Origin of the sequence: Olsenella uli, from assembly GCF_901212675.1 — a bacterium.
In the GTDB taxonomy this organism is placed as follows: domain Bacteria; phylum Actinomycetota; class Coriobacteriia; order Coriobacteriales; family Atopobiaceae; genus Parolsenella; species Parolsenella uli_B.
Genome location: NZ_CAAKOQ010000049.1, coordinates 69,119 through 89,368, shown reverse-complemented (window position 1 = coordinate 89,368; position 20,250 = coordinate 69,119). Strand labels below are relative to the sequence as shown.

Here is a 20,250-nt window from a genome sequence, read left to right as displayed (position 1 = left end):
ACAGCCCGCAAGCGCCGCCAGGGCTCATCAGGCCCTGACGGCGCCTTTACGTGTGCGCGGGGCTATGCTCTCAACATATTGGGGATAGCGCAGACTTCGGAAGGCACCAAGGAGAGACGCATGTACAAGCTGGTCGCAAGCGACATGGACGAGACGTTCCTCGACGGGGAGCACCACATCCCCTCCCCCAACATCGGGGCACTTTGGCGCCTGCGCGAGCTGGGCGTGCTCTTCGTCCCCAGCTCGGGCCGCGGCTATCGCTCCATCCTCGACAACTTCGAGGGCGTGGACCCGGCGCTGCTCGAGGGCAGCTACGTCGTCTCGTACAACGGCGCCTTCGTCTACCGCTACGGCAACCCCGAGCCGCTCACCGAGCACCACCTCGACCACGACCTCGCCGAGCGCCTCTGGGAGCTCGGCGTGCGCCGCGGCCTGGCCATGCACGCCTACGACACCGACAGCCACGTCTTCGTGCGGAATGTCCCCAAGGTCGAGCAGGTCTACCTCTCGAGCCTGAAGCACATCGCGCCCTTCGAGGACGAGGACCTCTCGCGCGTACCGGTGCTGCCCAAGCTCATCTTCATGAGCGAGGACTTCGCGTGGCTGCACGACTTCGGGCGCGACGTCGTGCAGCCCATGCTGGGCGACAAGGCCGACATCACGTACTCGTCCGGCCGCTACCTGGAGGTCGTCCCCAAGGGCGTCAACAAGGGCACCGGCCTTCGCGACCTCGCACGGATTGCCGGCGTGGGCATCGACGAGACCGTCGGCTTCGGCGACTCGGCCAACGACCTCGAGATGATTCGCGCCGCGGGCCTCGGCGTGGCCGTCGCCAACGTGAGCGACGACCTGCGCCCCCACTGCGACCTCATCCTCGACACCCCCGCCGACCAAGGTGCCCTCCCCGAGCTCGTCCGCCGCGTCATCGAACCCGAGCACCCCGGCAAGTAGGCAGGGCGCCCACAACCGGGACAAGGTGGTCGTCCGATGAGCCCTCAACAGGAAAGGGCCCAGGGGTCTTGCTCGCGACGAGTTCCACAGGCGCTCGCAAGCAAGAACGACACGGACCTCCGATGAGCCCTCAACAGGAAAGGCCCCGGCGGCCTTGCTCTGGGCGAGTTCCACAGGCGCGCAAGGCGCGCCGAGGACTGTTTGAGCCCAGAGCAAGGCCACCGGGGCCGCCCGTCCCTGTTCAGACCGCCTACACCCAGGAGCAGATTAGGGCCATATCCCCCTCGAACGCCAGGTCGCCGCTCTCGGCCGGCGCCACGAAGTGCGAGCCCTTGTGCAGCTCGCGGCCGTTCACCGAGCCCGACCCCTCGATGACGCTCACGCACATGAAGTCGTGGTCCTGCGGCAGGGTCTTGGAGCCCCCGACGCGCACGCGCTCCACGGTGTAGCGGTCGTTGCTGTTGAGCAGCGTCACGCCGTCGACCTCGGGCGTCGTGACCGTGCCGCTCGTGGGTGCCACCATGTCGTAGTCGATGCAGTCGAGGCTCTGCTTGAGGTGCAGCTCGCGCGGCTTGCCGTCGGCACCCTTGCGGTCGTAGTCGTAGACGCGATAGGTGACGTCGCTCGACTGCTGGGTCTCGAGCACGAGCGTGCCGGCCTTGATGGCGTGGAGCGTGCCCGGGTTGATCTGGAAGAAGTCGCCCTTGTGGATGGGCACCTCGTTCAGGAGGTCGCCCCAGCGGCCCTCCTTGACGAGCCCGGCGAACTCCTCGCGGTTCTTGGCCTTCTGGCCGATGATGATGGTGGCGTTGGGCTCGCAGTCGAGCACGTACCAGCACTCCTTCTTGCCCAGGCTGCCGTTCTCGTGCACGCGCGCGTACTCGTCGTCGGGGTGGACCTGGATGGAGAGGTCGCCGTCGGCGTCGAGGATCTTGATGAGCAGTGGGAAGCGGTCGCCCTTGGCATCGCCAAAGAGCTCGTGGTGCTCGTCCCAGAGCTGCGAGAGCGTGGAGCCGGCGTAGGGTCCCTCCTCGATGAGGCAGTCGCCGTGCGGGTGGGCGCCGATGGCCCAGCACTCGCCAATCTTGCCGTCGGGGATGTCGTAGTGGAAGACCGTCTCGAGGCGGCGGCCGCCCCAGATCTTGTCATGGAAGATGGGCCTGGTGAAGATGAGGTCCTGAGCCACGGGAATCCCTTCTCGTATGGGTGCACCGCCGGGCGGCAGCCCCATGGCCCGTATGGGCCACAGGCCACGCCGAACGGATGCGTCCTCGTTACCGCTTGCTAGTTTAGCGTGCCGTTGCAGCAACTCGCAGATGAACATAAACCGGTTTTGTTCGCAAGGCCTCTCCTTGTCCGATGCACGCCATCGCCAATGGGCGGCGTCCCATGCGTTGACGAGAGGCCAGCACCCGCCAAGCGCCAAAAAAACGCGAAGCCAAAGGCCAAAACCGCGAAGGCATCGGTGACTGCGGAAGGCTCATGTATCCCCATGCAAAACGGGCCTTGCGAGCGGGAGTCCCCTACCGGCAGGCGTCCACGAAGGCGCGCCACAGGCCGCGGTCGCTCTCGAGGACGGGCCAGGTGTACTCGGGGTGCCACTGCACGCCCAGGCAGAAGCGCTTGTCCGGCAGCTCGATGGCCTCGGGCACGCCGTCGGTCGCCATGCCCGTGAGCCGCACGCCCTCGCCGAGGCGCCCCACGCAGCAGTGATGCGCCGAGTTCACCTGGATCTGGGCCGCGCCGCCCACGCAGCGCGAGAGCAGCGACCCCTCCCCGACGTTCACCGGGTGCGCCGGCGTGGTGAGGATGCCGGTGTGGCGCCACTGCGTCATGCCCTCGGGCGCACCCAGGCTCGGCACGTCCATGCAGAGCGTGCCGCCACAGGCGACGTTCAGGAGCTGGGTGCCGCGGCACGTCGTGAAGAGCGGCTTGTCCGCCGCCAGCACACGCTTGACGAGCGCAAACTCGAAGGCATCGCGCTCCGGGCAGAGGAGCTTGGGGTCATAGCCCTCGACGCCCCAACGCGCCGGGTCGACGTCCTGGCCGCCCGGCACCGCAAAGCCGTCGCACATCGCCACGGCGTCGTCGATGACCGACTCATCCTCCGTGAGCGGCAGCAGCACGGGCATGCCCCCCGCGTCGATGATGCCCTCGGTGAAGCAGTGGGCGATGGTCTCCTCCGGCGAGAGTCTCTCGAAGTCTGCCAGGCCCCCGGTCTTGTGCCCCCAGCGCGGTGCGATGCCGATGAGCGGACGGGCGTGCGAGACAGAGCTGACGGACATGAAAGAGGCCTCCAAAGATGACGAAGTCTGCCGGCTGGCGCAACCGGCAGACTAGTGTGCCATAACCACATGCAAACGTTGTCTCTCGACAGAGACTCGTAACAGTTGGCGCCGGGCGCGACAGCCCGGGCCGAAGCCCTAGTGCCCCCTGATGGAGTCCAGGAACTCCTTGGCGCGCGCGGTCCGGGGATGGTCGAAGAACTCGTCGGGCGCACCCTGCTCGAGGATCTGGCCGTCGGCCATGAAGACCACGCGGTCGGCAACGCGACGCGCGAAGTTCATCTCGTGGGTCACCACGACCATGGTCATGCCCTGCTTGGCCAGGCCCACCATGACGTCGAGCACCTCGTTGATCATCTCGGGGTCAAGCGCGCTCGTGGGCTCGTCGAAGAGCATGGCCTTGGGGTGCATGGCAAGCGAGCGGGCGATGGCCACGCGCTGCTGCTGGCCGCCGGAGAGCTGGGCGGGCACCTTGCCCGCCTGCTCGGCCACGCCTACACGCCCGAGCAGCTCCATGGCCGTCCTCTTGGCCTCCTCCTTGGACACGCCCAGCACCTCGGTGGGGCCCAGCGTCACGTTCTCGAGGATGGTCATGTGGCTGAACAGGTTGAACTGCTGGAACACCATGCCCAGCTCGGAGCGCATGCCGGCAAGCTCCTTGCCCTCCTGCGGCAGCGGCTTGCCCTCGATGAGGATGTCGCCCGAGTCGATGGTCTCGAGGCGGTTGATGGTGCGGCACAGCGTCGACTTGCCCGAGCCCGAAGGCCCGATGATGACGAGCACCTCGCCCTTGTCGACTTCGAGATTGATGTCCTTGAGCACGTGCAGGCTACCGAAGTGCTTCTCGACGTGGCGCAGCTTGATGACGGGCGTGGGCGCGCTGGCTTTGGTTGCACTCATGAGGTTCCTCCCGGCCTAGCGGATGATCTTGACGCCCATGCGCCGAGACACGTACGCAGACGCCTGGTTGATGGCGTAGTTGATCAGGATGTAGATGATGGCGACGACAAGGTACACCGACACGAGCGAGTCGTAGCTCGTGATGAGCACGCGGGCGTTCTGCATGAGGTCGGGGTAGCTCACCACGTAGGCCACCGTGGTGTCCTTGACCACCACGACGAGCTGCGAGATGAGCGACGGGATCACGTAGTGGATGGCCTGCGGCAAGACGATGCGCCGCATGACCTTGCCGCGCGTGAGGCCCAACGAGCAGGCGGCCTCGACCTGGCCCTTGGGCACGGCGTTCACGCCCGCGCGGAAGACCTCGGCGAGCACGCCGGCCGCGGCGAGCGCCACCGGCAGCGTGAGCATCCAGAACGACGGCATCCTGATGCCGTACTGCGGCACGATGAGGAAGAAGAAGTAGATGAGCAGAAGGCTCGGGACGCCACGGAAGAAGTCGATGACAACGCGGCACGCGGCCGAGAGGGCGCGGTTCTCGCTCACGCGGCCAAGCATGAGCAGCATGCCGAGCACGAGCGAGATGACGCCCGCCGTGACGGCTACGGCGATGGTGCCGCGGAAGCCGTCGATGAGAAAGCGCCACGTGGGCCACTGCGCGAAGAAGCTCCAGTAGCGCGGGGCAAACTGGCCGGTCACGTAGAACTGGTGCCACACGAGGTAGACGAGCCACAGCACGACGAGGGCCGAGACAATCGTGCCCACTACCATGCGGCGGTGCGTCCTGGGGCCGGGCGCCTCGTAGAGGGCGTCGCGGATGGTGCGGGGTGCGGAAGGTGCGCTCATCGGAGGATCCTCACCTTCTTGTCTATGTGGTTGCCCACGAGGCCGATCGCGAAGGCCGTGCCCACATAGCCGACGGCCGAGATGAGGAAGGCGAGCACGCCGCCGAGGTCCTGGCCGTTGACGTAGTTGACGACACCCGTGAGCTCGAGGGGCTTGAGCGGGACCTGCGAGCCCAGGGCCGTGGTGAGCATGACGGCGATGAACAGGTTGGTGAAGGGAAGCACCGTCGTGCGCAGCGCCTGGGGCACCACGATGCGGCGCAGGATCTTGCCAAAGGAGAGGCCCAGCGAGCGGGCCGCCTCAATCTGCCCCACCTGGATGGTGTTGATGCCCGTCATGAAGTTCTCCGAGCCGAAGGACGAGCCCAGAAGGACCGTGGTCACGATGACGCAGGTGCGGTAGTCAAGCACGAGCTTGAGCATCGGCAGCGCATAAACCACGATGATGAGCAGGGCGATGCCCGGGATGTTGCGGAAGACCTGCACGTAGAGGTCACCCACCGCACGCAGCGGCTTGAAGGGCGAGACGCGCATCACGGTGACGAGCACCGCGAGGGCCATCACGAAGACGAACGACACGATGGTCAGGCCCCACGTGGTGAACAGACCGTCAAGGTAGGTCTGCCCATATTTTGCGAGTAACTCGGAGAGCCCCATTCGACCTCCTCATGCACGTGGGGTCCCGCAAGCGAGACCCCACGCGAACGGGCTTTTCATGCTCGATGGCCGGCTCGCGAAGTCGCAGGTACGGCCACCGTCAGGCGCTCAGGCCAGTGACTAGGCGCCAATCGCGGGCGGCTCGGGAACGGTGTCGATGCCGGCGCGGTCGCCGATGCAGATCTTCCAGAGCTTGGCCCAGGTGCCGTCGTCCTCGATCTTCTTGAGGAAGTCGTTGACGAAGGCGACGCCGTCGGAGTCCTTGGGAAGGCCGATGCCGTAGTTGTCGGTGGGGCCGAACGGGTCGCCGGCGAGGCGGTACTTGCCCGGGTTCTTGGTCATCGAGCCGAGCTGCATGTTGGTATCGATGACGTAGGCGTCGACGCGGCCCTGCTGGAGTGCCTGACGGGCCTCCTCGTCGGTCTTGAACTCCTGCTGGGTGGCCTCGGGGGCGACCTGCTTCACGATGTCGGGGCCGGTGGAGCCGGACTGGACGGCGACGTTCTTGCCCTTGAGGTCATCGGGGCCGTTGATGTCGGTGTTGTCGGCGAGCACCAGGATGGACTGCCGCGTGTAGTAGTACGGACCGGCGAAGGACACGACCTGCTTGCGCTTGTCGTTGATGGAGTAGGTGCCGAAGACCGAGTCGACCTGGTCGTTCTGGAGCACAGACTCGCGCGTGTCGGAGGTGACTTGCGTGAGCTCGACGTTGACGTCGCCCAGGATGTAGCGGCTCACGAGCTGGGAGAGGCCGGCGTCGAAGCCGCGGACCTTGCCGTCGGTCTCGTCGAGGAGGCTGAACAGCGTGGAGGTCTGCACGCCGCCGACGCGCAGCTTGCCCTCGCCCTTGACCTTGGTGGCCCACTGGCTGGCGGCGATGGTGGCGTCGTCGGCGACGGGGCCGGCCTTCACGAGCGCGTCGAAGGCGGACTTGTCGATCTTGACGGAGTCGTCGACGGCAGCCGTGGTAGCGGCGGAGCTGTCAGCCGCGGGCGTGGGGGCCTCGGACGAGCCGCAGGCGACCAGGCCGAGCGATGCGAGGACGCCGGCGCCGGCGATGACGGCGGTGCGACGCGAGACGGGCTTCTTAAGGAGCTTGCTCATGGGAACTTCCTCTCTGTAGAGCGTATGACGTAGGGCAGTATACCCTTAACCAGTATTTCCTAGTGGGTTAGTAGGTAATTTAGCGTCTCCCTTTGTAAAGTCAAGGTTAGCTTACAGAGAGAAGGTTTCCGGCTGGTAACGGGATGGGCCCATGTTTGGGATGGCATGGGGCTGGGGCGGGCCAGAGGGGAGGCGACCGTCCATGCTGCTCGCGGGACTCCCCGCCACTGGGCGACGCCGTCCTTGAGCGCCACCCGCAGTGCTCCCCTCCACCACGAGACCCCGCAGGACTCCCCGCCACGGGACCCATGGGACTCCCCGCCCCATACGAAGGAGGGGCGGCGGCACGAAGCCACCACCCCTCCGGGCACAGCGCTCTGTCATGGGTGACGTCACCCGCCGCGGCCGGCGCTCCCCCAAGCGCGGCCGTGCGCAGGCGATACCGAAACCCGACTACTTGCCGAGCAGCTCCTTGACGTCAAGCGCGATCATGAGCTCCTCGTTGGTGGGAACCACGAGCACGCGGACCTTGGAGTCGGCCGCGGAGACGTCACGCGGGTCGCCGGAGCGCACGGCGTTCTTGGCGTCGTCGATCTTGATGCCCATCCACTCGAGGCGCTTGACGACCTCGGCGCGCATCTCGGCGGAGTTCTCGCCCACTCCGGCCGTGAAGGCGATGGTGTCGACGCCCTGCATGGACTGGACCATGGTGGCGAACTGGGAGGCGACGCGGTAGGACCACATGTCGATGGCGAGCTTGCAGCTCTCGTCGCCCGCCTCGGCGCCGGCCTCGACGTCACGCATGTCGGACTTGCCGCCGGTGATGCCGGCGAGGCCCGACTTCTTGTTCATCATCGTGTCGATCTGGTCGATGGTGTAGCCGCCCTCGCGAGAGAGGTAGAAGACGGTGGCCGGGTCGATGGTGCCGCAGCGAGTGCCCATGATGAGGCCGTCGAGCGGCGTGAGGCCCATGGTGGTGTCCTTGCAGGCGCCGTCCTCGATGGCGCAGAGCGAGGCGCCGGAGCCCAGGTGCAGGCTCACGAGCTTGTGGGTCTCGGGATAGAGCCCGTGGACGGTGCGCCAGATGAAGCGGTGGCTCGTGCCGTGGGCGCCGTACTTGCGGATGTGGAGCTCGTCCACGACGTCGCGCGGCAGGGCGTAGGTGTGGGCCTCGGCCGGCATGTTGTAATGGAAGGAGGTGTCGCACACGATGACGTTGCCAACCTCGGGCATGGCCTTGCGGCACAGGTCGATGACGTCGGCCTCGCAGGGGTTGTGCAGCGGCGCCAGCGGGGCGACCTCACGGACCTTGGCGAGCACGTCGTCGTCGACCACGGCGGACTCGGGGAAGTACCAGCCGCCCTGGACCACGCGGTGGCCGATGCCGTCAATCTGGAGGTTCAGGCTCTTGAGGTTGTCGAGGACCCAGTCGATGGCCTCCTTGTGCGTCGGGAAGGCGACCTTGGTCTCGACCTTCTCGCCACCCATCTCGCTGTGACCCACGAAGGAGCCAGAGATGCCGATGCGCTCGCAGTTGCCCTTAGCGAAGACCTCGCGGGTGTCGACGTTGAGCAGCTGGTACTTGAGCGACGAGCTGCCGGCGTTGATGACGAGAACGTTCATGTGAGTTGCTCCTCCAAATGACGACGGGCGAAAAAGCCGACTTGACCATAATAGCGCGACATGAAAGGGGTGGACCCGGCATGTTTGTGCCGAGCTCAAACAGTCCTCATTTCATTGCGGAACTCGCTCGGCACAAACATGCCAGGCCCCCGACTGTAGACCATTTCCAGGTGGACGCCCGTCGATTTGGCACGGGAGCTGGCGGCGGGGGCTTAGGGGTTGGGGAAGCTGTCCTTGAAGAGGACGGTCTCCACGAGGTTGCAGGCGTCGGCGATGCAGCCGGGGCAGGGGCGGAGGGGCCCGTGGTCGGTGCCGACGCCCTTGAGCTCGCGACAGGTGACCGAACCGTTCTGCCTCAGGAAGCCCTCGAGCATCTCGCGCGAGAGGGCATAGGTCTCGCGCTTGGTGCCGGGAGCCGGGGCGTCCGGGTCGCTCGCGGCGAGGCCCGCCAGGTAGCACGCCCCCGTGAGCGCGCCGCAGGTGCCCTGCATGCCGCCCATGCCGAGACCGAACCCCTCGGTGGAGCAAAACGCCTCGCGCTCACTCACGCCCACGAGGTCGGCGTAGGTGCAGGCCACGGCCTGCGCGCAGTTGTAACCCCTCCTGTGCCGCTCGTCGGCGGCCTCGATGCGTGACTCCACGCGTAACCCTCCCCTCACGGTCGCCGGCGGCGCCCGTCTCGGCGCGGGCGTCTCTCCCCGTGCGCCCGCACTGCCTCCAGCAATCCCCTGCGTGCGAGGCCTACTGGGCGTCGGCCGGAAGCAGGCCCATGCCCAGGTTCTTGCCGCCCAGGACGTGCATGTGGAAATGGTACACCGTCTGACCCGCGTCGGGACCGGCGTTGGTGATGACGCGGAAGCCGCTCTCGTCGATGCCCTCGGCCTTGGTGACCTCCTTGATGGCGTTGGCCATCGCGGCGAGCGTCTCGGCCGGCACGTCGTCGGCGATGGTGGCGTAGTGGCGCTTGGGAATCACGAGCACGTGCGTGGGGGCCTGCGGGTCGAGGTCGCGGAAGGCGATGACCTGCTCGTCCTCGAAGACGACGGTGGACGGGATCTCGTGGTTGGCGATCTTGCAGAAGATGCAGTCGGACATGGTCTCTCCCTGTCTTCGGGCGACTCCCTGGGCGGCCACGGGCAAGCCGGGCCAAGCGGGTGCCGCCAGCTACTCCTTGTCGTCGATGAACGCGGTCGAGGGTGCGGCCGTGGTGTCGGGCGTAACGTCGGCATCAGTGGCGTCGAGCAGGACCTGCACCCTCTGCTCGGCCTTGCTGAGCCGCTCGCGCAGGCTCCTCAGGAGCTCGACGCCGCGAGCATAGCGCGCGAGCGCGTCCTCGAGCTCGAGGTCGCCGCCCTCGAGCGAGCGCACGACCTGCTCGAGCTCGACGGACGCCTCCTTGAAGGTGAGCTCGTCGATGGGCCTGGTGTCGTTCTCGAGTGCCATGGGTACCCCTCTCCGCCGCATGAGCGGCACAGTCGATTCTACTTGGTCGTCCCCGTCGTGCCCACGGCGTCTCCCGACTCGCGCCCGGCCCCGGCCGGGTGCGTGGCCGAGACCGTGGCGTCGAACGAGCCCGAGCCCAGAAGCACGCTCACGCCGTCTCCCGCCTTGAGGCTCGCGGCCGAGGTGACGACGTGCCCCTTCGCCGTGCGTGCGATGGCGTAGCCGCGGCCGAGCACCTTGAGCGGCGAGAGCGCGTCGAGCGTGGCGGCGAGGCTCGCGACCGCGGCCTCGTGCGGGCGCACGATGCGCTGCGCCGCGGACTCGAGCCGCGTCGCCATCTGCCGGAGCGTCTGGTCCCTCTGGGCGAGCGAGCGCGGGATGGCGTCGACGAGGCGCTGTTCGACCTGCATGAGCGCGACCACGCGGTCGTCCACGATGGAGCTCAGGTCGGTGAGGCAGCGGTGACGCGCGAGCGACTCGACGCGCACGCGGTCGGCGTCGATGAGCGCGCGCATGGAGCGCGCGGCGAGGGCGGCCTCGCGCTCGAGCGCCTGCCCCTCGCGGTCGAGCCGGGCCGCCATGGTGCGACCGAGCCGAACGCGGCGGTCCTCGATGGAGGCCACGATCTCGTCCAGGGCGGGCGCCACGCTCTCGGCCGCGGCCGTGGGCGTGGACGTGCGCCGGTCTGCCACCATGTCGCAGATGCAGGTGTCGGGCTCGTGCCCGATGCCCGTGATGACGGGCACGGGACAGGCGGCCACGGCGCGCGCGAGCCCCTCGTCGTTGAAGGTCATGAGGTCCTCGAACGAGCCTCCGCCGCGCACGAGCAGGATGGCGTCGGGCCTTGCCGCGGCCGCCACGGCAAGCGCGCGCTCGATGGTGGCGGGCGCCCCGGGGCCCTGCACCTGGCAGCCGACCATCTGAAGCTCAACCAGGGGGTTCCTGCGGCGCAGCGTGCGCCTCACGTCGTCGATGACAGAGCCCGAGAGGCTCGTGACCACGGCCACCCGCGTGCAGAAGCGCGGGATGTGCCGCTTGCGCTCGGGCGCCATGAGGCCCTCGGCCTCGAGCCTGCGGGCGAGCTCAGCCACCTGCTGGCGAAGCAGGCCCTCCCCCGCCACCGAGACGCGCTTGGCGATGAACGAGAGGCGCCCCGAGCCCACGTACACGTCGAACTTGCCGGCGAGCTGAATCTGCAGGCCGTCCCTCAGCTGTACGCCGCTCGACTGGTAGACGCCGCGCCACACGATGACGTCCATGGCCGCCGCGTCGTCCTTCACCTGGAAGTAGCAGTGGCCCGAGCGCGCGTTGGGACCCCTGAAGCCCGTGACCTCGCCGGTGACGGAGAGCGCGGGAATCTCGCCCACGCGCGCCTTCGCGGCGCCGACGGCCTGGCTCACGGAGAGCGGGACGTCGCCCTTTGAGCCCTGCCGCTCGGCCGCCACCACGAAGTCCGTGGCGCCCGCGGTCTCGCGGTAGCCCCAGGCCATCAGTCGTCCCTCCTCTCGGTGCGGCTCAGGTAGTAGAGCAGCTGCAGGATGGAGACGAGCGCCGCGGCCACGTAGGTGAGCGCCGCGGCGACGAGCACCTTCTTGGCGCCGCGCACCGCAACCTCGCCCATGCCGCTGCGCTCGATGTAGGCCACGGCGCGCCGCGACGCGTCGAATTCGACCGGCAGCGTCACGATCTGAAAGACCACGGAGAACGCGAACAGGAAGACGGCGAGCTTGAGCAGGCCCGCGAGCCCCATGAAAACGCCGGCGAAGAACACGAGCATCCAGGCGTTGGAGGCGAAGTTTACCACCGGCACGAGTGCCGTGCGAATGCGCACCGGCAGGTAGCCGCGCGCATGCTGGACGGCATGGCCTGCCTCGTGGCACGCCACGGCGGCGCTTGCCACCGAGCCGCCCTCGAGGTTTGCGCGCGAGAGATGCAAGACGTTGGCGCGTGGGTCGAAGTTGTCGGTGAGCTCGCCGGCGATCGCGTCGACGCGCACGCCCGTGACCTGCTCGTCGGCGAGCATGCGCCGGGCTATGTCGGCACCCGTGGCGCCCGAGCCGAGCGGCACCTTGGACCACGTGGCGTAGGTGCGCTTGATATAGGCCTGCGTGGCCATGCCCAGCACGAGCGATATGACGACGAGCAGCAGGTAGGCAGGGTCCATCCCCCAGCCGAATCCGTATCCGTAGTACATGGGTACCTCCTTGGCTCCCTCTTTGGGAAGAGTATCTACCCATAAGCGGACAAAAAAACGGGGTGGTATCCGCGGCCCGCAGAACCACCAGTCCGAGGGACGCCCCGCGCGCCGTCAGAGGATCTCGACGCGCCCGTCCTTGACCGTGAGGCCGCAGCCGCCCGAGAGCAGCCCCTCGAGCCTTCTGCCGGCAAGCTCGTGGCGCCAGCCCTCGGCCAGGGTGGCGTGCGGGCGCTTGCACAGGAGGTCGAGCAGGTCGTCCCTCGAGGCGATGAGCTGGGCCGCGACGCCGCTCTTCTCGGCCACGATGCGCAGCATCGCGTACATGAGGTCGACCACGCTCTCCTGCTCGGGCGTGGGGCGGGAGCGCCGCGCCACGCCCGGCAGCTTGGACGCGGGGCAGGCGAGCCCCTGGGTGACCGCGTGGAGCAGGGCGTCGGCGTCTCTCACAGAGAGCTGCTCGGTGCCGCGGATGCGCCTCAGGCGCTGCACGTCGGTGGGCGAGCGGCGGCAGAGCTCGAGCATGACCTCGTCGGAGAGCACCCACTTGCGCGGGATGTTTCGCCGCTGGGCCGCGCGCTCGCGCCACGCGCACGCCTCGCGTGCCACCGCGAGCTGCTTTCTCGTGAGCGAGCCCACGCGCTTGAGGTGCAGGTAGGCGCGCTCGGGGATGTGGCGGTAGTGCTCGGGGGCGGTGAGCGACTGCATCTCGGGCAGCACCCACGACATGCGGTCGAGCTCGACGAGCTGCGAGACCATGCGCTCGTAGATGCCCGGCAGGTAGCGCACGTCGTCCTCGGCGTAGTCGAGCTGCTCGGGGTCGAGCGGCCGGCGCGACCAGTCGGTGAGGCTCTCGGCCTTGGCGAGGTGCACGCCCGTGTAGGCCTCGACGAGCGGCCCGTAGCCCAGCTGCATGCGGTGACCGAGGAAGGCCGCGGCCACCTGCGTGTCGAAGAGCGGCGTGGGAACGCAGCCCAGCGCCACGTCCAGGACCTCGAGGTCCTGCGAGCAGGCGTGGATGACCTTCGTGATGGCGGGGTCCTGGAAGAGCCTGGCCACCGGGCTCAGGTCCCTGATGGCGATGGGGTCCACGGCGGCGATGTCGTCGGGCGAGATGGCAAGCTGCAGGAGGCACAGGCGCGGGTGGTACGTGCGCTCACGGAGGAACTCGGTGTCGACGGCGAGGACACGGGACGAGGAGGCGCGCTCGCAGAAGCGCGCGAGCTCCTCGGAGGTGGAGATGAACAAGAGACGACCCCTTTTGCCGGCGTGGGACTGGGCCCGCACGCGGCGAAATCGGCTACCATGACAGACTACGCGCGCCCCCGCGGGCGCAGCGCCCACCCATTCTAGCAGCACGTCGCGCAACGCCTCGCGCCGCGCGAGACACGGAAGGGCACACCATGCGCTGCCTCATCGTCCATAACCCCAGGAGCGGCTTTGGCTCCGACGCGGTCTTCGCCTTCGAGCGAGAGCTCGTCCACGCGGGCGACGAGTGCCTGCTGCGCGAGCTGGGCGACGGGTTCGTGGCCGAGGAGGCGCTCGCCGACGCCGAGGACTATGACGTGGTGGTGCTCTCGGGCGGCGACGGCACGGTGTCGAGCCTGCTCTACGCCCTGCGCGACCGCGCCGTCACCACCTGCGTCTTTCCCTCCGGCACGGCAAACCTGCTGTTCGCCAACATCGGCAACTCCCCCGAGCCGTCGGCCCTGGCGAGGGCCTGCCGCTGGGGCGACACCGTGAGGTGCGACCTGGGCGAGATGCTCTGGCACACCAAGGACGGCGAGCAGCACAGGCGGGGCTTCTCGATCATGGCGGGCTCGGGCTACGACGCCGAGCTCATGAACGCCGCGGCCCCCAACAAGCGTGCCATGGGCGAGGCCGCCTACTTCATGGCCGCGCTCGCCGACCCCACCCCGCGCGTGATCCACTACGTCATCGAGATCGACGGCACGCGCGTCGAGCGCGACGGCATCGCCTGCATCGTGGCCAACAACGCCATGATCCAGGGCGACATCGAGATCATCCCCGGCTGCGTCATGGACGACGGGCTGCTCGACGTCATCGTGCTCGAGGTGGGTGACGCCGTGCAGCTCGTGCGGCCGTTCCTCGCGGGCATCTTAGACCGCAAGGGCAAGGGCATCGGGCGCCCGCACATCGAGAGCTTCCGCGGGCGCGACATCCACGTGAGCGCGTCGGTCGACATTCCCATGCAGATAGACGGCGACGTCATCGAGGGCACCGTCGCCAGCTGGCAGGCCCGCGTGCTGCCCGGCGCCAACAACCTCGTGGTAGACGGCCTCTCCCGCTACCGCGACCCCAACGCCCGCACCACCCCCAGGTTCCCCGTCGACGAGGAGCTCGCCTTCCCCAAGTAGGAGAAGGCCCCCAGCATCACAGAAGCCCAGAGGCCCCCCACGCGTCTCGACGGCCTCCAACAGGCCAGCTCTCCAGCTTTCCAGCGCAAGGGCCGGTCCATTCGTCCGAAAGCGAGGGGCTTAGGGACTTTCGCGAAGCGAAAGTGACCCCGAGCGTCGGACGAATGGGCCGGCCCGAACCAGCAAATCTACCCCGGCAGCACCTACTTCTCGGCCGTCGAGAGCGCGATGCCCTCCAGATACTTGCCGTACTCGGTCTTGTGGATCTTGGAAGCGAGCGACAGCAGCTGCGCGCGGCCGATCCAGCCCTTGCGGTACGCGATCTCCTCGATCGAGGCGATCTTGGTGCCCGTGGACTGCTGCACCACGCGCACGAATTCGCCGGCGTGGAACAGGTCGTCGACCGTGCGCGGGCTGAACCACGCAAAGCCCTCGGGAAGGGTGCTCGTGTAGAGCTGCTTGTGGTCGAGGTACATCTGGTTGAGGTCGGTGATCTCGAGCTCGCCGCGGGCGGACGGCTTGAGCTTCTTGGCGTACTCGACGACCTTCTCGTCGTAGAAGTACAGGCCGGTGGCCACGAAGTTGGTGCGGGCCTCCTCCGGCTTCTCCTCGATGTGGGTGACCCTCTTGTCCTCGCCGAAGTCGATGACGGCGAAGCGCTCGGGGTGGCGGACCTGGTAGCCAAAGACCGTGGCGCCCTTCTTGCGGGCTGTGGCCTCGGCGAGGTTGCCCTCGAAGCCCGAGCCGTTGAAGATGCTGTCGGCCAGGATGAGCGCCACGCGGTCGCCGTCGATGAAGTCCTCGCCGATGAGGAAGGCCTGCGCAATACCGTCGCGGCTCTCCTGCGCCTTGTACTGGATGTTCATGCCCAGCTGCGAGCCGTCGCCGAAGTGCGCCTCGTAGGCCTTGATGTCCTGCGGGTTCACGATGAACAGGACGTCTCTGATGTCGGCCTTCATGAGCGTGGAGAGCGAGTAGTAGACGAGCGGCTTGTCATAGATGGGCAGCAGGTGCTTGGAGCCCGAGAACGTCATGGGATAGAGGTGGGTGCCGAAACCACCGGCAAGGACGATGCCTTTCACAGAGATGCTCCTCCTCGGTCGTAGCCCTTCGCTTCTGTCCAGTATACCCGCAGGCGCGGGGCTTGCGCCAAAGGGGTGCGCGGGGAACCGGCGGCAGGCCGCCCTGCGCGAGGGGGGGGCAGCGCCGCGCAGCCGGGGCGCCCGGTGCTGACGGCAGCGTGGCGCAGGCGGGCCGCCCTACGCCTCGCCGGCCGCGCGCATGACGGCGCGACGGTCGACCTTGCCGTTGGGCGTCTTGGGCATCTCGTCTTCCACCACGATGCGGCGCGGCACCATGTAGCTGGGAAGACGGTGCGCGAGGCGCTCGCGCAGGGCCTTGCCCCAGACATAGAGGTCGGCAGGCGCCTCGCCGGCGAGCTCCACGTGGGCCTCGAGGCGGTCAGGGATGCCGTGGCGCGTGCGCACGATCACGGCCACGAGCTCGATGCCCGGCTCGTCCTGGATGGCGCACTCCACCTCGCCGAGCTCGATGCGAAAGCCGTGCACCTTCACCTGGTCGTCGATGCGGCCCGAGACCCAGAGCCTGCCCTCGGCGTCCACGTGGCCGAGGTCGCCCGTGCGATACGTGCGCACCACACGGCCGTCCAGCTCGCGCTCGCCGAACGCGACCGCCGTCTTGTCCGGGCGGTTGAGGTAGCCCTTGGCTACCGTGTCGCCGCAGATGAGGACCTCGCCGCGCTCGCCCTCCCCCACCGGCTCACCCGTCTGGCGGTCGAGCACGAGCAGCGTCGTGCCCGGGCGCGGCACGCCCACGGAGAGCTCCTTGGTGTCGGGGCCCACCGTGACCGGCATGGCCGTGACCGCCACGGTCGACTCGGTGGGGCCGTAGGCGTTGATGATGGTGGCGTCCGGGAAGCGCTCCGCAAGGCCGCGCACCACGTCGGGGCGAAGCGGCTCGCCGCAGAAGAAGAAGTGCGTGAGCGCGGGCATCATGGCGTGGCCGAAGTCGGGCTCGGCGAGGCAGATCGAGGCGAAGGTGGGCGTCGAGACCCAGCAGGTGACCTCCGAGGCGGCCAGCGCGTCGAAGAGCTCGCGCGCGTCCTCCGTCACGTCGGCCGTGAGGGCCACGATGCGCCCGCCGGTCGTGAGCGCGCCAACGAGCTCGGTCACCGACAGGTCGAAGGAGAGCAGCGCCTGGTTGAGGAAGACGTGCGGCTCGGCGGCACCGGCAAAGAGCGACTGGTCCCACGGCATGAAGTTGGCCACGTCCGCGGCCGTGACCTCGACGCCCTTGGGCGTGCCCGTGGAGCCCGAGGTGAAGATGATGTACTGCGTCTCGTCACCCGAGACCTCCCAGGCAGGGTCCGGGCGCCGCACGACGCCGCGGCGCGCCGCCTCGAGGCAGGCCGTGAGCTCGCCGCCGCCGATGGCCTCCACCTCGCGGCCGAGTGCCGAGAGGTCCGGCAGCTCGCCCACCGCAAGCGCGGGCGCCGCGGGAAGCTGGGAGAGGATGCTCGTCACGCGCCCGGCCGGCACGTGCGCGTCGCACGGTACGTAGGCGTGCCCGCTCTTGAGGCAGGCCAAAAAGCACACCGGCATGAGTGGCGACTTGTGGCCGTAGACGAGCAGGGGCGCGCCGCCCGCCGCTCCCTGGCAGCGCTCGCGCAGGCGGCAGGCGAGCTCGTCGGACGCGTCCCAGAGCTCGCCGTAGGTGAGCGCGCGGCCGCTCGTGTTTCGCCAGCACTCGCGCCCGGGGTGGGCCTCGGCCTGCGCGTGGATGGCGGCGAGGAAACCGTTCTTGTCAGCCATGCGAATAACCTCCTGGAAGAAGTGGGTGCTTGGGGCAAGCGGCGGCCCGGGCCAATCCCGGCTGGGCACGCGACGGGACATACGCGCTAGTACTGCGCGTACACGAACCCGGCCGGCGCCGTGAGGCCGGAGCCGAACACGAACCACCACACGATGAACACGCACCCCACCACAATCAGGGCCGCGAGCAGCGCCTCGATCAGCTGCCTTGCGTCGTCGCTCACTCGATCACGCCCCCAGCGCAAACTCGTAGATGGCCTGCTCGACGCGCACCCAGCCAAGCCAGCCCAGGTGCGTGCCGTCATAGATGAAGTAGCGCGTGTACTCCTCGCCCGTGAAGTCGGCAACGCGCATGCCCCACTTCGCACAGGCCTCGCGGATGAGCTCGTAGCGCTGCTCGCGGATGCCGCGGTCGAGCTGCTCGAAGTCGGCCCAGTCGCCCGGGAAGGGCAAAAGCACGCAGAGCAGGTCGAGGCCGCAGTCCGACGCCACGCCCAGCGCGCAGTCGAGGTCGGCGTCCTCGGTGGGCGCCTTGAGCAGCGTGCGGTTCTTGAGGAACCCCTGCAGCTTGCCTGCCGCGAAGTCGTCCGCGTTCTTCTCTGCCCAGAAGGAGTCGAGCATGCCGAAGTCGTTGTTGGCGCTCTGGCGCGCGCCCTCCTCTACCGCCTGGGCGGCCAGGGCCTCCCAGTCGGGCACGCCGTCCTTGGCCGTGAGGTGGTGCTTGGGCCACAGGATCGTGTCACCGTGGCTGCGGGTGTAGTCGAGCAGCGTGCTGATGCGGTGGGTCTCCTCGAAGTCGAAGGCGTAGTCGTTCAGGGTGTCGGGCAGGGTGGCGTGGCGCGGCGCCGCGAGCTGGCGGGCGTCGATGCCCTCGGCCTTGAGGCGCCCCTCGAGGTAGTCGAGGCGCGCGGGGTCCACGCTGGCGTTCTGGCAGGCGAGGCGCCAGAGGCCGTAGCCGTACTGCGCCTGCGTGGCGTTGGCCGGCACGCCGCCCTCGAAGAACCACTGCGGCGAGATGACGAACACGGCCTTGTTGGACGTGCGCGCGTCGAACACGCCCTCGGGCATGACGTCTGCGGGGGCCGCCGTCCTCGAGATGGCCTCGGAGTAGGCGGCCATCGCCACGGCGTGCCAGAGGCTCTGGTTGTAGCCCTCGCCAATGCACCACAGGTCAAGGCCGTGGTCGTGCCAGCCAAACTGCGCGCGCGGCACGGTCGAGATCTCGCCGGGGAAGGTCGCGAAGTCAGACGAGCCAAAGGTGAGGATGGAGTCGGCGAGGCGGTTGCCCAGCATGAAGTCGGGACTCTTGAACTTGGGGCGGTCCAGGATGTACTCGTACATCTGGGTGGAGTAGGTGCGCGCCGACTCGGGCGTGTCCGTCGCGTGCTCGTAGCCCACGAAGCCGGCCGCCAGGACGCCGCCCGCCGCCACGCCCGCGAGCCGGATGGCCGTGCGACGCGAGATGGCATGGCCCCTGGGTGCGGCCGCCCGTCCCTCGGTGCCCGTCTCGTCCGCGGCCCCGGCCTTGTCCTTGTCCGTCTCGGAAGCCACCGCTAGAGCCTCTTCAGCACCTGGGCGACGATCTTGTCGGTGGTGTTCATCTCGTCGCGCGGCACGGCCGTGGGCGCGATTGACACGCCGAAGTCGTCCTCGATGGCAACGAGCAGCTCGATGGCGCCCATCGAGTCGAGCAGGCCCTCGGCGAAGAGGTCCATGTCGCGACGCTCGCGCACGATGTCGTCACCACAGATGTCGGCGATGGTGTCGACGAGGCGGCGGGCCACCTCGTCCTTGTCCAGGTCCTTAGCCATGGATTCCTCCCAAGAACGTGAAGAGCTGACCAGAGAAAATCGCGAGTCCCAGCACCACGAGCTGCAGCGTCACGAACCAAGACACGGCCCGGAAGACCGGGCGCTCGTGGTTCTTGCGCCAGAACCTCCAGTGGCGGTGCAGCCATTGCTCGACGGCGAGTAAGACGCCGTGGTAGAGACCATAGGTGAGGTAGATGGGCGAGATGCCGTGCCAGGCGCCCATGAGCAGCATGTTCGCGATGAGGCCCACACTGGCACGGGCATCCCTCGAGCGCGGCCAGCGGTGTCGGGCCAGACTGCGCTCGAGGCGCATGAAGGCGTAGTCGCGCAGCCAATGAGAGAGCGTGATGTTCCAGCGGTCCCAGAACTCCTGCATGGAGCGCGAGACGAACGGCAGGTTGAAGTTCCTCGGCACGTCCACGCCCAGCGAGAGGCCCACGCCCTGCGCCATGAGCGAGTAGCCGGCGAAGTCGCAGTAGAGGTAGACCGCGTAGGCGTAGGCACTCGAGACGAAGGCCCCCAGCTGCGGCGCGATGGGGTTCGCGAGGTTGATCGCCGCGAAGTCCATGTGCTTCTTGGCGATGGTCGCCACGACGAGCTCCATCACGAGGCCCACGCAGAACATGAGGGTGCCCCGGCCCAGGCGGTCGAGATACTCCCCTCGGCCGAGACGGCGGTCGACATCCTCGAAAAAGCGGCGCGAGCGGTCGATGGGGCCCGAGGTGAACGTGGGGAAGAACGCGAGGAAGTAGAGGTAGTCGAGCGGCGAGATCTTGACGATGAGGCCGTCAGTGACCTCGAGCAGGGTCTGCGTGGCGCGGAAGGTGATGTAGGAGATACCCACGAAGCCCAGGATGGGGGTGCCGGCCGAGACCGTGACCTTATAGGTGACGAGCGGCACGAGGCAGCACGCGAGAGCAAGCAGGCGAAGCGGCAGCGGTGCCTTGGCCGTGACCGCCCCCTTGCCGTCCGACGTGGTGCGGGCAAGCACGAGGCGCGTGGCCGCGAACGTCACGACGATGTAGCCAAGCGCGAGGCCAAGGCCGACCCAGTCGCCCATGAACAGCAGCGCCAGGAAGGCGAGCGACACCACGACTCCGTAGTACTTGATGCGGCGCTCGAGCACGCCGAGCACGATAGCGGGCACGAGCACGACCGCGAGGAGCATGAAGAAGCTCGGGTCCTCGTAGAGCTGCATGTACCCTCCCCCGTCCTTCGGTCTCTCGCC

General features: G+C 68.1%; 21 protein-coding genes. 2 read left to right on the top strand and 19 right to left on the bottom strand.

The window, feature by feature from the left end:
• Positions 1-120: 120 nt before the first annotated feature.
• A complete protein-coding gene (locus tag EFAMC1_RS08450) occupies positions 121-951 on the top strand; it encodes an HAD-IIB family hydrolase (protein WP_154053844.1) in 831 nt (276 codons plus the stop codon).
• 250 nt (positions 952-1,201) lie between these two features.
• Here EFAMC1_RS08450 and EFAMC1_RS08445 read toward each other — a convergent pair whose 3' ends face one another.
• From EFAMC1_RS08445 to rnd, 13 genes are all read right to left on the bottom strand, one after another.
• A complete protein-coding gene (locus EFAMC1_RS08445; protein ID WP_154053843.1) occupies positions 1,202-2,182 on the bottom strand; it encodes a type I phosphomannose isomerase catalytic subunit in 981 nt (326 codons plus the stop codon).
• Between the two features lie 292 nt (positions 2,183-2,474).
• Positions 2,475-3,236 carry a gamma-glutamyl-gamma-aminobutyrate hydrolase family protein gene (locus tag EFAMC1_RS08440; RefSeq protein WP_154053842.1) on the bottom strand — a complete coding sequence of 254 codons (762 nt, stop codon included), beginning with the start codon at positions 3,234-3,236 and terminating at the stop codon, positions 2,475-2,477.
• Between the two features lie 138 nt (positions 3,237-3,374).
• Complete coding sequence (locus EFAMC1_RS08435) at positions 3,375-4,136, bottom strand: amino acid ABC transporter ATP-binding protein (protein ID WP_154053841.1); 762 nt, start codon at positions 4,134-4,136, stop codon at positions 3,375-3,377.
• Between the two features lie 15 nt (positions 4,137-4,151).
• On the bottom strand, positions 4,152-4,982 hold the full coding sequence (locus EFAMC1_RS08430) for an amino acid ABC transporter permease (RefSeq protein WP_154053840.1): 831 nt from the start codon (positions 4,980-4,982) through the stop codon (positions 4,152-4,154).
• Positions 4,979-5,638 (bottom strand): amino acid ABC transporter permease, encoded by a 660-nt coding sequence (locus tag EFAMC1_RS08425; protein ID WP_154053839.1) that lies wholly within the window; start codon positions 5,636-5,638, stop codon positions 4,979-4,981. Before EFAMC1_RS08425 ends, EFAMC1_RS08430 begins: the two co-directional genes overlap by 4 nt.
• A 120-nt stretch (positions 5,639-5,758) precedes the next feature.
• On the bottom strand, positions 5,759-6,742 hold the full coding sequence (locus EFAMC1_RS08420) for a glutamate ABC transporter substrate-binding protein (protein WP_154053838.1): 984 nt from the start codon (positions 6,740-6,742) through the stop codon (positions 5,759-5,761).
• Between the two features lie 453 nt (positions 6,743-7,195).
• Positions 7,196-8,365 (bottom strand): acetate/propionate family kinase, encoded by a 1,170-nt coding sequence (locus EFAMC1_RS08415; protein ID WP_154053837.1) that lies wholly within the window; start codon positions 8,363-8,365, stop codon positions 7,196-7,198.
• Positions 8,366-8,577: 212 nt separating this feature from the next.
• Positions 8,578-9,006, bottom strand: coding sequence for a C-GCAxxG-C-C family protein (locus EFAMC1_RS08410; RefSeq protein WP_154053836.1), 429 nt, complete (start codon positions 9,004-9,006; stop codon positions 8,578-8,580).
• A gap of 100 nt (positions 9,007-9,106) precedes the next feature.
• Positions 9,107-9,460, bottom strand: coding sequence for a histidine triad nucleotide-binding protein (locus tag EFAMC1_RS08405; protein ID WP_154053835.1), 354 nt, complete (start codon positions 9,458-9,460; stop codon positions 9,107-9,109).
• Between the two features lie 69 nt (positions 9,461-9,529).
• Positions 9,530-9,808 carry an exodeoxyribonuclease VII small subunit gene (xseB, locus tag EFAMC1_RS08400; protein WP_154053834.1) on the bottom strand — a complete coding sequence of 93 codons (279 nt, stop codon included), beginning with the start codon at positions 9,806-9,808 and terminating at the stop codon, positions 9,530-9,532.
• Positions 9,809-9,846: 38 nt separating this feature from the next.
• Positions 9,847-11,298, bottom strand: coding sequence for an exodeoxyribonuclease VII large subunit (gene xseA / locus EFAMC1_RS08395; protein ID WP_154053833.1), 1,452 nt, complete (start codon positions 11,296-11,298; stop codon positions 9,847-9,849).
• Positions 11,298-12,002 (bottom strand): zinc metallopeptidase, encoded by a 705-nt coding sequence (locus EFAMC1_RS08390; protein WP_154053832.1) that lies wholly within the window; start codon positions 12,000-12,002, stop codon positions 11,298-11,300. Before EFAMC1_RS08390 ends, xseA begins: the two co-directional genes overlap by 1 nt.
• A 114-nt stretch (positions 12,003-12,116) precedes the next feature.
• On the bottom strand, positions 12,117-13,250 hold the full coding sequence (gene rnd, locus EFAMC1_RS08385) for a ribonuclease D (protein WP_154053831.1): 1,134 nt from the start codon (positions 13,248-13,250) through the stop codon (positions 12,117-12,119).
• A gap of 155 nt (positions 13,251-13,405) precedes the next feature.
• On the opposite strand from rnd, the gene EFAMC1_RS08380 reads away from it, so the two are divergent.
• Positions 13,406-14,380 carry a diacylglycerol/lipid kinase family protein gene (locus tag EFAMC1_RS08380; protein WP_154053830.1) on the top strand — a complete coding sequence of 325 codons (975 nt, stop codon included), beginning with the start codon at positions 13,406-13,408 and terminating at the stop codon, positions 14,378-14,380.
• Positions 14,381-14,583: 203 nt separating this feature from the next.
• Here the strand turns inward: EFAMC1_RS08380 and rfbA are convergent, their stop codons facing one another.
• From rfbA to dltB, 6 genes are all read right to left on the bottom strand, one after another.
• Positions 14,584-15,462: a glucose-1-phosphate thymidylyltransferase RfbA gene (gene rfbA / locus EFAMC1_RS08375; protein ID WP_154053829.1), complete on the bottom strand. Its 879-nt coding sequence runs from the start codon at positions 15,460-15,462 to the stop codon at positions 14,584-14,586.
• A gap of 177 nt (positions 15,463-15,639) precedes the next feature.
• On the bottom strand, positions 15,640-17,211 hold the full coding sequence (locus tag EFAMC1_RS08370; protein ID WP_187324617.1) for an amino acid adenylation domain-containing protein: 1,572 nt from the start codon (positions 17,209-17,211) through the stop codon (positions 15,640-15,642).
• A gap of 86 nt (positions 17,212-17,297) precedes the next feature.
• Positions 17,298-17,435 (bottom strand): hypothetical protein, encoded by a 138-nt coding sequence (locus tag EFAMC1_RS08365; protein WP_187324616.1) that lies wholly within the window; start codon positions 17,433-17,435, stop codon positions 17,298-17,300.
• 4 nt (positions 17,436-17,439) lie between these two features.
• Positions 17,440-18,762, bottom strand: coding sequence for a D-alanyl-lipoteichoic acid biosynthesis protein DltD (locus EFAMC1_RS08360; protein ID WP_154053827.1), 1,323 nt, complete (start codon positions 18,760-18,762; stop codon positions 17,440-17,442).
• Positions 18,763-18,764: 2 nt separating this feature from the next.
• Positions 18,765-19,022 (bottom strand): D-alanine--poly(phosphoribitol) ligase subunit DltC, encoded by a 258-nt coding sequence (gene dltC / locus EFAMC1_RS08355; RefSeq protein WP_154053826.1) that lies wholly within the window; start codon positions 19,020-19,022, stop codon positions 18,765-18,767.
• Positions 19,015-20,220, bottom strand: a complete 1,206-nt coding sequence (dltB, locus tag EFAMC1_RS08350) for a D-alanyl-lipoteichoic acid biosynthesis protein DltB (RefSeq protein ID WP_154053825.1) — start codon at positions 20,218-20,220, stop codon at positions 19,015-19,017. Before dltB ends, dltC begins: the two co-directional genes overlap by 8 nt.
• Between the last annotated feature and the right edge of the window lie 30 nt (positions 20,221-20,250).